The sequence below is a fragment of the Idiomarina fontislapidosi genome (assembly GCF_003226255.1).
GTDB lineage: Bacteria > Pseudomonadota > Gammaproteobacteria > Enterobacterales > Alteromonadaceae > Idiomarina > Idiomarina fontislapidosi.
This window is the reverse complement of record NZ_QJST01000009.1, coordinates 99,269-114,798: the sequence shown is the minus strand read 5'-3', so window position 1 is coordinate 114,798 and position 15,530 is coordinate 99,269. Positions and strand designations below refer to the sequence as shown.

At 47.6% G+C, this 15,530-nt stretch carries 10 protein-coding genes; all 10 read right to left on the bottom strand.

Annotation, left to right across the window (positions count from 1 at the left end; all coding sequences use genetic code 11):
• Positions 1–21: 21 nt before the first annotated feature.
• Entirely contained in the window at positions 22–1,206 is a 1,185-nt protein-coding gene (tuf, locus tag DFP83_RS10195) for an elongation factor Tu (RefSeq protein WP_110575368.1), read from the bottom strand.
• Between the two features lie 60 nt (positions 1,207–1,266).
• Positions 1,267–3,390: an elongation factor G gene (fusA, locus tag DFP83_RS10190; RefSeq protein WP_110575366.1), complete on the bottom strand. Its 2,124-nt coding sequence runs from the start codon at positions 3,388–3,390 to the stop codon at positions 1,267–1,269.
• Positions 3,391–3,420: 30 nt separating this feature from the next.
• Complete coding sequence (rpsG, locus tag DFP83_RS10185) at positions 3,421–3,891, bottom strand: 30S ribosomal protein S7 (RefSeq protein ID WP_071464290.1); 471 nt, start codon at positions 3,889–3,891, stop codon at positions 3,421–3,423.
• A 73-nt stretch (positions 3,892–3,964) separates the two neighbouring features.
• Complete coding sequence (gene rpsL, locus DFP83_RS10180; protein WP_006956845.1) at positions 3,965–4,339, bottom strand: 30S ribosomal protein S12; 375 nt, start codon at positions 4,337–4,339, stop codon at positions 3,965–3,967.
• 195 nt (positions 4,340–4,534) lie between these two features.
• A complete protein-coding gene (gene rpoC, locus DFP83_RS10175; protein ID WP_110575364.1) occupies positions 4,535–8,773 on the bottom strand; it encodes a DNA-directed RNA polymerase subunit beta' in 4,239 nt (1,412 codons plus the stop codon).
• 71 nt (positions 8,774–8,844) lie between these two features.
• Positions 8,845–12,873: a DNA-directed RNA polymerase subunit beta gene (rpoB, locus tag DFP83_RS10170; RefSeq protein ID WP_110575362.1), complete on the bottom strand. Its 4,029-nt coding sequence runs from the start codon at positions 12,871–12,873 to the stop codon at positions 8,845–8,847.
• Positions 12,874–13,088: 215 nt separating this feature from the next.
• Entirely contained in the window at positions 13,089–13,466 is a 378-nt protein-coding gene (rplL, locus tag DFP83_RS10165; protein ID WP_006956848.1) for a 50S ribosomal protein L7/L12, read from the bottom strand.
• Between the two features lie 53 nt (positions 13,467–13,519).
• On the bottom strand, positions 13,520–14,038 hold the full coding sequence (gene rplJ / locus DFP83_RS10160; RefSeq protein WP_110575360.1) for a 50S ribosomal protein L10: 519 nt from the start codon (positions 14,036–14,038) through the stop codon (positions 13,520–13,522).
• Between the two features lie 231 nt (positions 14,039–14,269).
• The gene (gene rplA, locus DFP83_RS10155; RefSeq protein ID WP_110575358.1) at positions 14,270–14,965 is read right to left on the bottom strand and encodes a 50S ribosomal protein L1; all 696 of its coding nucleotides are present in this window, start codon (positions 14,963–14,965) and stop codon (positions 14,270–14,272) included.
• A gap of 3 nt (positions 14,966–14,968) precedes the next feature.
• Positions 14,969–15,397, bottom strand: a complete 429-nt coding sequence (rplK, locus tag DFP83_RS10150; protein ID WP_110575356.1) for a 50S ribosomal protein L11 — start codon at positions 15,395–15,397, stop codon at positions 14,969–14,971.
• Positions 15,398–15,530: the final 133 nt, after the last annotated feature.

Sequence of the window (15,530 nt, the reverse complement as noted above, 5' to 3'; positions counted from 1 at the left end):
ACTAAACGTCTAAACGTTTAATTAGTCGATGATCTTAGATACAACGCCTGCACCTACAGTACGACCACCTTCACGGATTGCGAAACGCAAGCCTTCGTCCATTGCGATTGGAGCGATTAGCTCTACAACGAACTTCAAGTTGTCGCCTGGCATGACCATTTCTACGCCTTCTGGCAATTCTACTGCGCCTGTTACGTCCGTTGTACGGAAGTAGAACTGTGGACGGTAGCCTTTAAAGAATGGCGTGTGACGGCCACCTTCGTCTTTGCTCAGTACGTAGACTTCTGCTTCGAACTTAGTGTGCGGAGTGATTGTACCTGGCTTCGCCAATACTTGACCACGCTCTACTTCGTCACGCTTAGTACCACGCAACAAGGCACCGATGTTCTCACCTGCACGACCTTCGTCTAGCAACTTACGGAACATCTCTACACCGGTCACTGTGGTCTTCATGGTATCTTTCATACCTACGATTTCACACTCGTCACCTGTGCGAACGATACCACGCTCGACACGACCAGTTACTACTGTACCACGACCTGAAATCGAGAATACGTCTTCGATTGGCATGATGAACGGCTTATCGATATCACGCTCTGGCTCTGGGATGTAGTTGTCTAGCGCGTCAGCTAGTTCTACAATCTTCTTCGACCACTCTTCGTCGCCTTCTAGCGCTTTAAGTGCTGAACCTGGGATAACTGGCAAGTCGTCGCCTGGGAATTCGTATTCTGATAACAGTTCACGAACTTCCATTTCTACCAATTCCAACAACTCTTCATCGTCTACCATGTCACATTTGTTCATGAATACTACGATGAAAGGTACGCCTACCTGACGTGACAACAAGATGTGCTCACGCGTTTGTGGCATTGGGCCGTCTGTTGCCGCTACTACCAAGATCGCGCCGTCCATCTGAGCAGCACCAGTGATCATGTTTTTAACGTAGTCAGCGTGTCCAGGACAGTCGACGTGCGCGTAGTGACGAGTTGGGGTGTCATACTCAACGTGTGAAGTTGAGATGGTGATACCACGCTCTTTCTCTTCTGGCGCGTTATCGATGGCTGCGAAGTCTTTCGCCGCACCACCATAAACTTTTGCTAATACAGTAGTAATAGCAGCAGTCAAAGTCGTTTTACCGTGGTCAACGTGACCGATTGTGCCGACGTTTACGTGCGGCTTCGAACGTTCAAATTTTTCTTTAGACATGATAGTTCCTCAAACTTAAGTTAAAAGCCCGGTCTCGTAAAAAACCGGACCAGACCTTACTTATTTAGCGTTACGCTCAGCCATCACTTTCTCAGCGATGTTGTTTGGCGCTTCAGCATACTTCAAGAATTCCATTGAGTACGATGCACGACCTTGTGTTTGTGAACGCAAGTCAGTCGCGTAACCGAACATTTCTGACAATGGAACTTGAGCATTAACTGCTTTCAAGCCACCTGGTGCCTCTTCCATACCTTCGATAAGACCACGACGGCGGTTAAGGTCACCAACGACATCACCCATTGACTCTTCTGGAGTGATAACTTCAACTTTCATCATTGGCTCAAGCAATACAGGTTGTGCTTGCAATGCACCTTTTTTGAAAGCCATGCTACCGGCGATTTTAAACGCCATCTCTGATGAGTCAACATCGTGGTAAGAACCGTCGTACAAGGTTGCCTTAACACCCAATACTGGGTAGCCAGCAAGAACACCTTGTTCCATCTGCTCTTTGATACCACGATCAACGGCTGGGATGTATTCTTTAGGTACCACACCACCAACGATTTCGTTCACGAATTGGTAAGTGATGTCATCGCCGTTCTCGTCTTCTTCGATTGTCATCGGCTCAAGGCGAACCCAAACGTGACCGAACTGACCACGACCACCTGATTGACGTACGAATTTACCTTCGACTTCAACAGACTTACGGATCGCTTCACGATAAGCAACCTGAGGTTGACCTACGTTACATTCAACTTTGAATTCACGCTTCATACGGTCAACGATGATATCAAGGTGAAGCTCACCCATACCAGAGATGATAGTTTGACCAGACTCTTCATCCGTCTTAACGCGGAATGAAGGATCTTCAGCTGCCAACTTACCTAAAGCGATACCCATTTTCTCTTGGTCAGCTTTAGTTTTTGGCTCTACTGCTACTGAAATAACTGGCTCTGGGAATTCCATACGCTCAAGAATGATCTTGTTGTTAGGATCACACAGCGTGTCACCGGTCGTCACGTCTTTAAGACCAATCAATGCCGCGATATCACCCGCGCGCACTTCTTTGATCTCTTCACGGCTGTTTGAGTGCATTTGAACCATACGGCCCACGCGCTCTTTCTTGTTCTTAACTGGGTTAACAACACCGTCACCCTGGTTAAGGACACCCGAGTAAACACGAACGAACGTCAGTGTACCCACGAACGGGTCAGTTGCGATTTTAAACGCAAGCGCAGAGAATGGTTCTTCGTCAGATGACTTACGAACACCTTCAGACTCATCATCAAGGATACCAGTAATCGCTTTAACTTCAGTCGGCGACGGAAGATATTCGATAACTGCGTCAAGTACCGCTTGAACGCCTTTGTTTTTGAACGCTGAACCAGCTGCAACCAAGCAGATTTCGTTCGCCAATGTACGCGCACGAAGACCTTGTTTGATTTCTGCTTCAGTCAACTCACCTTCTTCAAGGTATTTGTTCATCAACTCTTCGTTGGCTTCAGCCGCAGCTTCTACCAAGTTGTTGTGATATTCCTCACACTCGTCAACCATGTCAGCAGGGATATCTTCATAAGTGAATGAAGTACCCATGTCTTCATCGTTCCAGTTGATGAATTTCATTTTGATCAAATCAACCACGCCGCGGAAGTTGTCTTCTGCGCCAACAGGCAGTTGCATAGGCACTGCTTCTGCTGCCAAGCGGGTTTTCATTTGATGAACAACTGACAAGAAGTCCGCGCCTGCACGGTCCATCTTGTTCACGAATACCATACGTGGTACTTCGTATTTGTTCGCCTGACGCCATACGGTTTCAGTCTGAGGCTGAACACCTGACGAAGCACACAATACAACGACTGCGCCGTCAAGAACACGCAATGAACGCTCTACCTCAATGGTAAAGTCAACGTGTCCTGGGGTGTCGATGATGTTGACACGGTGCTCAGGGAACTGCTTGTCCATACCTTGCCAGAAACATGTCGTTGCGGCAGAGGTGATGGTGATACCACGCTCCTGCTCCTGTTCCATCCAGTCCATGGTAGCTGCACCATCGTGCACCTCACCAATCTTGTGAGACAGACCAGTGTAGAACAACACACGTTCAGTAGTGGTTGTTTTACCAGCGTCTACGTGAGCGCAGATACCGATATTACGATAGCGCTCAATGGAAGTTTTACGAGCCACAATAAACTCCTTAGTCGGTTAACTGTGAAATTACCAGCGATAGTGAGCAAACGCTTTGTTTGCTTCAGCCATGCGGTGAACGTCTTCACGTTTCTTCACAGCAGACCCTTTGTTTTCAGATGCGTCTAGCATTTCTGCTGCCAAACGCTGCGACATTGATTTTTCACCACGGGTGCGCGCTGCATCAACCAACCAGCGCATTGCCAGTGCATTACGACGCACAGGACGAACTTCGACTGGAACCTGATAGGTAGAACCACCTACGCGACGAGATTTAACCTCGACCGTTGGGCGAACGTTATCAAGCGCATTTTCGAAGATGTCTAAGTGTTCTTTACCAGATTTCTCAGCAAGAATGTCTAGTGCACCGTAGATAATCTTTTCAGCGACTGCTTTTTTGCCGTCAACCATGACGACATTAATAAATTTGGCCAACAACTCTGATCCGAACTTAGGATCTGGAAGGATTTTACGTTGACCTATGACGCGTCTTCTTGGCATCTCAATATTCTCCGATTAATTCAGGGTATTACCCAAAACGTACAAACAGTTTGGCCTTACTAACGGAGAACCGTTAAGATTTAGGCCGCTTCGCGCCGTATTTAGAACGGCCTTGTTTACGATCGTTTACACCTGAACAGTCAAGTGCGCCACGAACGGTGTGATAACGAACACCTGGCAAGTCTTTTACACGACCGCCACGGATCAATACGACCGAGTGCTCTTGCAAGTTGTGGCCTTCACCGCCGATGTACGAAGATACTTCGTAACCGTTAGTAAGACGCACACGACACACTTTACGCATCGCCGAGTTCGGCTTCTTTGGGGTTGTTGTGTAAACACGGGTACAAACACCGCGTTTTTGTGGGCACGCTTCAAGAGCCGGAACGTTGCTTTTCACAACGGGCTTTTGACGGCCTTTACGCACCAGCTGGTTAACTGTTGCCATTAAATACTCCTAGTTTTGTTGATGTCGCTTACACCAGTGAAAAATCACTTGGTTTCTGACCAGTAAATGGACCAGATCCCGAAATTCGGGAGCGGGAATTTTAATGGTCATATTTTCACCTGTCAAGGTTATATAAGAAAGCCGGCACTCAATGAGCACCGGCTTAATCACTGAATTGTGGCTCAATCGAGTAAATTACTCAGATGTCGACCCACTATCACCACCCGCATTTAGCGCATCGGCTAATTGCTGTTCGGCTTCTTCAGCTGTCATCTTAGGTGTTGTGTCTTCAACGCCTTCAAGCTCAGCTTGGCGACGCTCCATGCGTTCTTTATGGTACGAGTAACCTGTACCGGCAGGGATCAGACGACCTACGATAACGTTTTCTTTCAGACCACGTAAGGTATCTTTACGTCCAGCAACGGCCGCTTCTGTAAGCACGCGTGTTGTTTCCTGGAACGATGCCGCTGAAATGAATGATTCAGTCGACAACGATGCCTTGGTAATACCCAATAGCTGACGCTCAAACGTAGCTGGCTGTTTGCCTTCAGCTTCTGCTTTCGCATTGGCTGCCAACACCTCGGCCATTTCTACCATTTCGCCTTCAAGCAAGTTGGTATCGTTAGCGCGCAAGATAAGCGCTTTACGTAGCATTTGACGAACGATAGTTTCAATGTGCTTATCGTTAATCTTAACACCTTGTAGACGGTAAACTTCTTGTACTTCGTTAACGATGTAGTTAGCGACTGCGCTAACGCCACGTAGACGCAAGATGTCATGCGGTGCTTCTGGACCATCGGCGATAACTTCACCTTTTTGGACCTGTTCACCTTCAAACACGTTCAACTGACGCCATTTCGGAATCATCTCTTCGTGCTGATCAGTACCGTCGTTTGGCGTGATAATCAGGCGACGTTTACCTTTAGTTTCTTTACCAAAGGATACGGTACCTGTCTTCTCTGCCAAAATTGCAGGTTCTTTCGGGCGACGAGCTTCGAACAAGTCTGCAACGCGTGGAAGACCACCCGTGATGTCGCGCGTTTTTGAACCTTCTTGTGGGATACGAGCAACCGTATCACCTACTCTAACTTCAGCGTTATCTTCAAGGTTAATGATCGCGTTACCTGGCAAGAAGTATTGCGCAGGGATGTCAGTGCCTACGATGTTGACATCGTTGCCCTGCTCATCGACCAATTTAACCATTGGACGCATGTCTTTACCGGCACTCGTACGTTGACCTGTTTCGAGAACAACGATGCTTGATAGACCGGTAAGTTCGTCGGTTTGACGGGTCATCGTTACGCCATCAATCAGGTCAACGAACTTCAAGCGACCTTCTACCTCGGTGATAATTGGGTGCGTATGCGGGTCCCAGTTTGCAACGGTTTCGCCGCCGTCAACACTGTCGCCTTCGCCTTTCTTCAACACCGCACCGTAAGGTACTTTATAACGCTCACGCTCACGACCAAACTCGTCGATTAGCGTTAACTCGGTTGAACGTGAAGTAATTACTGGACGATTGTCGCTGTTTACAACCCATTTAGCGTTGTGCAGCTTCAATGTACCCGGGTTCTTCACCTGAATATTGTTTTCTGCTGTCGCACGTGATGCCGCACCACCGATGTGGAAGGTACGCATGGTCAGCTGTGTACCCGGCTCACCGATTGACTGTGCCGCGATGACACCAACCGCTTCACCTTGGTTAACCATATGACCGCGTGCTAGGTCACGACCATAACAGTGTGCACAGACACCAAAGTCGGTATCACAGGTAATCACCGAGCGCACTTTAACTTCGTCGATTGAGTTTTCTTCAAGAACGTCACAGTTCTTTTCGTCAAGCAACGTGTTACGTGGCAATAGCACGTCTTTATCGCTGCCTGGCTGCATGACGTCTTCACACAGAACACGACCTAATACACGCTCGCGAAGTGGTTCTACAACATCACCACCTTCGATCAACGGCTTCATGTACAAGCCTTCGTGTGTACCACAGTCTTCTTCCATGATGACAACGTCTTGCGAAACGTCGACGAGACGGCGTGTCAGGTAACCTGAGTTCGCTGTCTTCAATGCGGTATCCGCCAAACCTTTACGCGCACCGTGAGTCGAAATGAAGTACTGAAGTACGTTCAAGCCTTCACGGAAGTTCGCAACGATTGGGGTTTCGATGATTGAACCATCCGGCTTAGCCATCAAGCCACGCATACCCGCCAACTGACGAATCTGTGCGGGGCTACCACGAGCGCCTGAGTCCGCCATCATAAAGATTGAGTTGAACGACGCTTGTTCTTCGTCTTCACCGTCTTTATTTTTAACGATCTCTTTCGATAAGTTTTCCATCATCGCTTTCGAGACTTTCTCGTTAGCGGTTGACCAGATATCGATGACTTTGTTGTATTTTTCACCAGCGGTGACGAGGCCTGATTCAAACTGTTCTTGAATCTCGGCGACTTCTTCTTCCGCAGCGGCTACGATTTCTTTCTTCGCATCAGGAATAACCATGTCGTTAATACCGACAGATGCACCTGAGATCATTGCGTAATGGAAACCGGTATACATGACTTGGTCAGCAAAGATAACCGTCTCTTTAAGGCCGATATCGCGATATGCTTGGTTAAGCATACGTGCGATAGGCTTCTTACCCATCGCTTGATCGATCAGTTCGAACGGCAAGCCTTCAGGCATGATTAACGACAAGATAGCGCGACCTACAGTCGTATCACGCAACATCAAACGCTTCTCGCGTGTGCCGTCTTCATGAATAATAGTGTCTGCAATACGTACTTTAATGCGTGTGTGCAATTCAACTGCACCATTGCGGTAGGCTTTCTCAACCTCTTTAGGGTTTTTGAACGCCATACCTTCGCCTTTGCCGTTAATCTTCTCTTTGGTCATGTAGTACAGACCTAAGACAACGTCTTGCGATGGAACGATGATCGGGTCACCGCTCGCAGGCGATAGTACGTTATTCGTTGACATCATCAACGCACGCGCTTCAAGCTGTGCTTCGAGCGTCAATGGTAAGTGAACCGCCATTTGGTCACCGTCAAAGTCAGCGTTATAAGCCGCACACACCAATGGGTGCAACTGAATCGCTTTACCTTCGATCAGTACCGGTTCGAATGCTTGAATACCCAATCGGTGAAGTGTTGGCGCACGGTTCAATAGTACCGGGTGCTCTTTGATTACTTCATCCAAGATATCCCAAACTTCTGAGGTCTCACGCTCAACCATCTTCTTAGCCGCTTTAATGGTGGTCGCTAAACCACGACGCTCAAGCTTACCGTAGATAAATGGTTTGAACAGTTCGAGTGCCATTTTCTTAGGCAGACCACACTGGTGCAAACGTAACTTAGGACCAACGGTGATAACCGAACGACCTGAGTAGTCAACACGTTTACCCAATAGGTTCTGACGGAAACGACCTTGCTTACCTTTGATCATGTCGGCAAGTGATTTAAGTGGACGTTTATTAGAACCCGTGATCGCACGACCGCGACGACCGTTATCCAACAGCGCATCAACGGCTTCTTGCAACATACGTTTTTCGTTGCGCACGATGATGTCAGGTGCGGCTAGGTCAAGTAGACGCTTAAGACGGTTGTTACGGTTGATGACACGACGGTATAGGTCGTTCAAGTCTGAGGTTGCAAAGCGACCGCCATCAAGTGGTACCAACGGACGCAAATCAGGTGGTAGCACAGGCAACACGCGCAAGATCATCCACTCAGGTTTGTTACCTGACATTTGGAACGACTCGAGCAATTTCAAACGTTTGCTAATCTTCTTACGCTTGGTTTCAGAATTTGTTTCTGGCAACTCTTCGCGTAACTGCTGAATGTCACCATCGATATCGATAGTGCGCAGCAGATCAAGTACACCTTCAGCACCCATCTTCGCATCGAACTCATCGCCGTGCTCTTCAAGTGCATCAAGGTACTCTTCTTCTGTCAGGATCTGGCTACGTTCAAGCGTAGTCAGACCTGGTTCTGTCACGACATATGATTCGAAGTACAACACGCGTTCGATATCACGCAATGTCATATCAAGCATCAAACCAATGCGTGACGGCAATGATTTCAAGAACCAAATGTGCGCCACTGGGCTTGCCAGTTCGATGTGGCCCATACGCTCACGACGTACTTTGGTTAACGTAACTTCTACGCCACACTTCTCACAGATAACACCACGGTGCTTCAAGCGCTTGTACTTGCCGCAAAGACACTCGTAGTCCTTCACTGGACCAAAGATACGCGCACAGAAAAGACCATCACGTTCAGGTTTGAACGTACGATAGTTAATGGTTTCCGGCTTTTTCACTTCACCATATGACCAACTACGGATCATGTCAGGTGATGCTAACGCAATACGAATTCCATCAAATTCTTCGGTTTGGTTAGCCGGCTTTAAAAACTTAAGCAAGTCTTTCACGATTTATCTCCTGTCGGAGTTCAACCACGGGGAGTGCGAGCACTCCCCAAATTCAATAACAAAAAGCTCGATTAGCCTTCTTCCAACTCGATATTAATACCGAGCGAACGGATTTCCTTCAGCAATACGTTGAAGGATTCAGGCATACCCGCTTCCATCTGCAAGTTGTTATCCACGATGTTCTTGTACATCTTCGTACGACCGTTTACGTCGTCCGACTTAACGGTCAACATCTCTTGCAAGGTGTAAGCTGCGCCATATGCTTCGAGTGCCCACACTTCCATCTCACCGAAGCGCTGACCACCGAACTGAGCTTTACCACCCAGCGGCTGTTGCGTAACCAAGCTATAAGAACCGGTTGAACGTGCGTGCATCTTATCGTCGACCAAGTGGTTCAATTTCAGCATGTACATGTAACCAACAGTTACATCACGCTCAAAACGTTCACCTGTACGACCATCAATCAACGGAATCTGACCTGATTCAGGGATATCCGCTAACTTAAGAAGCGCTTTAATTTCTTCTTCAATCGCACCGTCAAATGCCGGTGTTGCTGTCGGTAGACCTGCGCGCAAGTTACCTGCTAGACGAAGCACTTCGTCATCGCTGAACTCGGTCAAGTCAACTTTCTGGCGACCTTCACCCAAGTCGTAAACCTGCTGGATAAAGTCACGCAACTCCGCCATTGCACGTTGTGCTTTAAGCATCTTGTCGATCTTAGTACCAATTCCACGAGCCGCCATACCTAAGTGGGTCTCGAGAATCTGACCAATGTTCATCCGCGATGGTACACCCAATGGGTTAAGTACGATATCGACCGGATTACCCTCTTGGTCATGTGGCATATCTTCATTTGGGATGATAGTCGAGATAACACCTTTGTTACCGTGACGACCTGCCAATTTATCACCCGGTTGGATACGACGACGCACGGCGAGGTAAACCTTAACAATCTTAAGGACACCTGGTGCCAAGTCATCACCTTGGGTGATCTTACGGCGCTTCATCTCAAACTTCTGATCGAAGTCTTCGCGTGTCTGCTGGTATTGCTCAGCGATCTGCTCGAGCTGCTCTTGAGCACTCTCGTCAGTTAAGCCCTGAGTCAACCAGTTAGAACGATCCATGCTCGCAAGCTTGGCTTCGTCAAAACCGTTGTTTAACAGCAAGCTACGCGCACGTCCGAAGATGCCATCTTCAAGAATCTTAAATTCTTCGGTTAAATCTTTCTTAACCTTAGCTAATTGCATTTCTTCAATGGCAACTGCGCGTTTATCTTTCTCAACGCCATCACGTGTGAAGACTTGAACATCAATTACAGTACCGTTTACACCGTTAGGTACGCGCAACGAGCTGTCTTTTACGTCTGACGCTTTTTCACCGAAGATCGCACGCAAGAGCTTCTCTTCTGGTGTTAACTGGGTTTCGCCTTTCGGTGTAACTTTACCTACGAGGATATCGCCGCCTTTTACTTCGGCACCTACGTAAACTACACCGGCTTCATCCAATTTGCCTAATGCCGATTCACCAACGTTAGGAATATCGCTGGTAATCTCTTCAGCACCGAGCTTGGTATCACGAGCAACACAGTTCAACTCTTGAATGTGAATCGTGGTTAAACGATCTTCTTGCGCAACGCGCTCAGAAAGAAGAATCGAATCCTCAAAGTTGTAACCATTCCATGGCATGAACGCCACGCGAAGGTTTTGACCCAAGGCCAACTCACCTAAATCAGTCGATGGACCATCTGCTAATACATCACCGCGCATCACCGGCTCGCCTAAGCGAACGGTCGGCTTCTGGTTGATACAAGTATTCTGGTTCGAACGCTTGTACTTCGTTAAGTTGTAAATGTCGATGCCCGCTTCACCTGGGACCATTTCTTCTTCATTTACCTTAACAACGATACGTGCTGCATCAACGTAATCTACAACACCGCCGCGTTTAGCGACGATCGTTACGCCAGAGTCAACAGCGATAGTGCGTTCGATGCCCGTACCGACTAACGGCTTATCAGCGCGTAAAGTAGGTACTGCCTGACGTTGCATGTTCGAACCCATCAAGGCACGGTTAGCATCATCGTGTTCTAAGAACGGAATCATACTCGCAGCAATCGAAACGATCTGTTGCGGTGCAACGTCCATGAACTGAACTTGTTCACGGTTCATCAAGGTGAATTCGTTTTTATGACGGCACGGTACGAGATCGTCAACGAGCTCACCTTGGTCGTTCAATGCAACGTTTGCCTGAGCGATAACGTAGTTACCTTCTTCAATTGCAGAAAGGTATTCAACATCATCAGTCACAACGCCATTTTCGATACGACGGTAAGGCGTCTCAAGGAAACCATACTCATTGGTGCGCGCAAAGGTCGACAACGAGTTAATCAAACCGATGTTTGGACCTTCAGGCGTTTCGATTGGACATAAACGACCATAGTGGGTCGGATGTACGTCACGTACTTCGAAGCCCGCACGCTCACGTGTCAAACCACCTGGACCCAATGCAGAGATACGACGCTTGTGCGTAACCTCTGACAATGGGTTGTTTTGGTCCATGAACTGTGACAATTGGCTTGAACCAAAGAACTCTTTAACCGCTGCACTGATTGGCTTAGCGTTAATCAGGTCCTGTGGCATGGTGTTATCAAGATCACCCAGTGATAGGCGTTCTTTGACTGCACGCTCGACACGTACCAAACCAACACGGAACTGGTTCTCGGCCATTTCACCGACTGAACGAATACGACGGTTACCCAAGTGGTCGATATCATCGACTTCATCAAGACCGTTACGAATCTCGATAAGCTTCTTCATCACTTCGATAATGTCTTCATTTGTCAGCGTGTTAGCACCCGACAAATCATCACGACCCAAGCGACGATTGAATTTCATACGGCCCACAGTCGACAAATCATAACGTTCTTCGCTGAAGAACAAGTTGTCGAATAGTGCTTCTGCTGCTTCGCGTGTTGGTGGCTCACCTGGACGCATCATGCGGTAGATTTCAACAAGTGCCTCAAGGCGATTCGTTGTCGAGTCTACACGCAAGGTTTCGCTCATATACGGACCGTGGTCAAGATCGTTAACGAACAAGGTTTCGATCTTCTTCACGCCGGCTTCGCTTAACTTAGCGATCAGTTCAAGTGTGAGTTCGTCGTTAGCGTTCGCTACAACCTCACCGGTTTCCTTGCTGATATAATCTTTAGCAAGGACTTTACCGACCATGTATTCAACAGGTACTTCGAGCTCTTTCATCTCCGACTTTTCTAATTGACGGATATGACGAGCGGTTACGCGACGGCCTTTTTCAACAACAACTTCGCCGCTGCTGTCTTTAATATCGAACTTAGCAGTCTCACCACGTAGACGTTCTGGTACCAATTGCATTTTAACTTTGGTCTTCAGAATTTCGAAATACGTCGTTTCGAAGAACATCTCAAGGATTTCTTCGGTGGTGTACTCTAATGCACGCAGAATGATCGACGCAGGTAGTTTACGGCGACGGTCAATACGTACGAACACGTTGTCTTTAGGATCGAACTCAAAATCGAGCCAAGAACCACGGTAAGGAATAACACGCGCGTTATATAAAACTTTACCTGACGAGTGCGATTTACCTTTATCGTGGTCAAAGAACACGCCTGGCGAACGGTGCAACTGAGAAACAATTACACGCTCGGTACCATTGATGACAAAAGTACCGTTTTCTGTCATCAATGGGATCTCGCCCATATAGACTTCTTGTTCTTTAATGTCCTTGACTGTGCCAGCGGCCGCTTCCTTATCAAACAACACTAAGCGAAGTTTAACGCGCAGCGGTGCCGAATAAGTGATGCCACGGATTTGACATTCTTCAACATCGAAAGCCGGCTCACCTAAGTGGTAACTGACGTACTGCAGTTCCGCATTACCGGAATAGCTGGCAATCGGAAAGACCGAACGGAAAGCCGCTTCCAGACCATTATTAGCCTCTGGATCGACTTCAATAAATTTTTTGAATGAATCAAGCTGCATTGACAGCAAGTAAGGCACTTCTAAAACCTGAGGTCTTTTACCAAAGTCCTTACGAATACGTTTTTTCTCTGAGTAGGAGTACGCCATGGGGTTCCTCAGCTAGCTGATTGATGACCCTAACCAACGAGTGGTTCGATGGTTAAAAACAGATAAACAAAAATCTGTCGTTCCCGTTTTATTTTATTCACGCGACTGCAACGAAATACGGGCAAAAATCGTACAAGCGTTAAAGCGCGAAAAGGCTGGTGGTTATTTAACCACCAGCCTGCGGCCGTTAGGCCAGATTTCGTGCAACAGTTGAATTACTTAACTTCAACTTCCGCACCAGCTTCTTCAAGCTGCTTCTTCAACTCTTCAGCGTCGTCTTTGCTGATGCCTTCTTTAACAGCAACAGGTGCAGACTCAACCATAGCTTTAGCTTCTTTCAAGCCAAGGCCAGTTGCGCCGCGAACAGCTTTGATAGCTGCAACTTTGTTGCTACCAGCGCCTTTCAAGATAACGTCGAATTCAGTTTGCTCTTCAGCTGCTGCTTCGCCACCAGCCGCTGGGCCAGCTGCTACTGCTACTGCTGCAGATGCGTCAACGCCGAATTTTTCTTCAGCTGCTTCGATCAATTCAACCAGTTCCATTACTGGCATTTCAGCGATCGCGTTTAAGATATCTTCTTTAGTCAGAGCCATTACTCTAAACTCCTGGGTTGATAATTACAAAAAACGGTTTAAAAACCAACGAATTATTTAGCGTCTTTAATTGCTGCCAACGTACGCACGAACTTAGCAGGTACTTCGTTAACAGTTCTAACGAATTTGCTAACCGGTGCTTTGAAGGTGGCGAGCAATTTAGCCAATGCTTCATCACGAGTCGGAAGTGATGCAACTGCGTCCAATTTTTCAGGACCCATGATGCCATTACCGATAGATAGAGCAGTTACTTGCAAGTTCTTGTTTTCTTTTGCAAAATCTTTGAACAAGCGAGCAGATGCGCCCGGTGCGTCCAAAGAGAATCCATAAACAAGAGGTCCTTTAAGTGCTTCGCTCATATCCTCAAACTGCGTGCCCTCGAAAGCGCGTTTTGCAAGTGTGTTACGTACTACTTTAACAAACACACCTTGCTCACGTGCTTTTTTGCGCAACGCGGTCATATCGGCTACTTCGATGCCTCGATATTCAGCAACGGTGACGGCTAGCGCATTTGAAGCGACGTCGTTAACTTCTTTAACGATTGCTTTCTTTCCGGCTAAACCAATTGCCACTGATATCACCTCGTTTTCTTTTGGGGCCTAAGCCCCTCGTTACAATTAGGTGAGCCTAGACTCACCACGTTGTCACGGTGATTCTCTACCCAGAGAGCCTGAGTCGGATATCACCATCTGCGTAGGACATTAAGTGCCGCAAATTTCCTGCGGTACACCTACGGTCTTGGATGGGAGCCATGCTTCATGCCTTTTGAGCAATCGGCCGCAGCTCCAACCCACAAACCTTTATTAACCAGCGCTGACAGAACCCTGGTCAATCGCTACACCAGCACCCATCGTAGTTGAGAGGCTAATGCGCTTGATATATACGCCTTTAGCTGAAGAAGGCTTCGCTTTCTTCAACGCAGCTAACAACGCTTCTAAGTTTTCTTTCAACTTGTCGTTGTCAAAATCTACACGACCGATAGTCGCGTGGATGATGCCGTTTTTATCGTTACGGTAGCGAACCTGACCTGCTTTTGCATTCTTAACTGCAGTGGCAACGTCTGGTGTTACAGTACCCGTTTTAGGGTTAGGCATCAGACCACGTGGGCCCAAGATTTGGCCTAACTGACCAACAACGCGCATTGCATCAGGAGAAGCAACAACTACGTCGAAGTTCATTTCGCCTTTCTTAACTTGTGCAGCTAAGTCTTCCATACCAACGATGTCGGCACCTGCTTCTTTCGCTTTATCAGCGTTAGCGCCAGAGGTGAAGACAGCAACGCGAACGTCACGACCTGTACCGTTAGGCAATACAGTTGCGCCACGAACGTTTTGGTCCGATTTACGAGCATCAATGCCAAGGTTAACAGAAACATCAACACTTTCAGTAAATTTAGCAGTCGCCAATTCTTTCAATAGCGTGATCGCTTCGTTTACTTCGTAATCGCGGGCTTCTACTTTCTCACGGATAATGCGAGCGCGCTTAGTTAATTTAGCCATGTCTTAGCCCTCCACGTTCAAGCCCATCGCGCGAGCAGAGCCGGCGATAGTGCGTACAGCTGCGTCTAAGTCAGCAGCAGTTAGATCGGGTTCTTTAGTTTTCGCGATTTCTTCTAATTGCGCGCGAGTTACCGTGCCCACTTTTTCAGTGTTAGGACGGCCAGAACCACTCTTGATGCCAGCTGCTTTCTTCAATAAGAAAGATGCTGGTGGAGTTTTAGTGATGAACGTGAAAGAACGGTCTTCAAACACAGTGATTTCAACTGGAACAGGCGCGCCTTTTTCCAAGTTGTCAGTCTGTGCGTTGAACGCCTTACAGAATTCCATGATGTTCACACCATGTTGACCCAACGCAGGACCAACTGGCGGTGACGGGTTAGCTGAACCAGCAGCTACCTGCAATTTAATAATGGCTGATACTTTTTTCGCCATGATATTTACCTCTGTTGTGGGTTTAACGCCTCGTAACGTTTCAGAGTCACGTTACTCAATCGGCTTCCCGTTAAAAAAGGACGCGAATTATACGATAATTCGCGTACTCGATCAATCAATATTGCTGATTTTT

Bases quoted from the DNA above. Each gene is read 5' to 3' on its own strand.
- tuf (WP_110575368.1), bottom strand. From the start codon at position 1,206: ATGTCTAAAGAAAAATTTGAACGTTCGAAGCCGCACGTAAACGTCGGC.
- rpsG (WP_071464290.1), bottom strand. From the start codon at position 3,891: ATGCCAAGAAGACGCGTCATAGGTCAACGTAAAATCCTTCCAGATCCT.
- rpsL (WP_006956845.1), bottom strand. From the start codon at position 4,339: ATGGCAACAGTTAACCAGCTGGTGCGTAAAGGCCGTCAAAAGCCCGTT.
- rpoB (WP_110575362.1), bottom strand. From the start codon at position 12,873: ATGGCGTACTCCTACTCAGAGAAAAAACGTATTCGTAAGGACTTTGGT.
- rplL (WP_006956848.1), bottom strand. From the start codon at position 13,466: ATGGCTCTGACTAAAGAAGATATCTTAAACGCGATCGCTGAAATGCCA.
- rplA (WP_110575358.1), bottom strand. From the start codon at position 14,965: ATGGCTAAATTAACTAAGCGCGCTCGCATTATCCGTGAGAAAGTAGAA.
- rplK (WP_110575356.1), bottom strand. From the start codon at position 15,397: ATGGCGAAAAAAGTATCAGCCATTATTAAATTGCAGGTAGCTGCTGGT.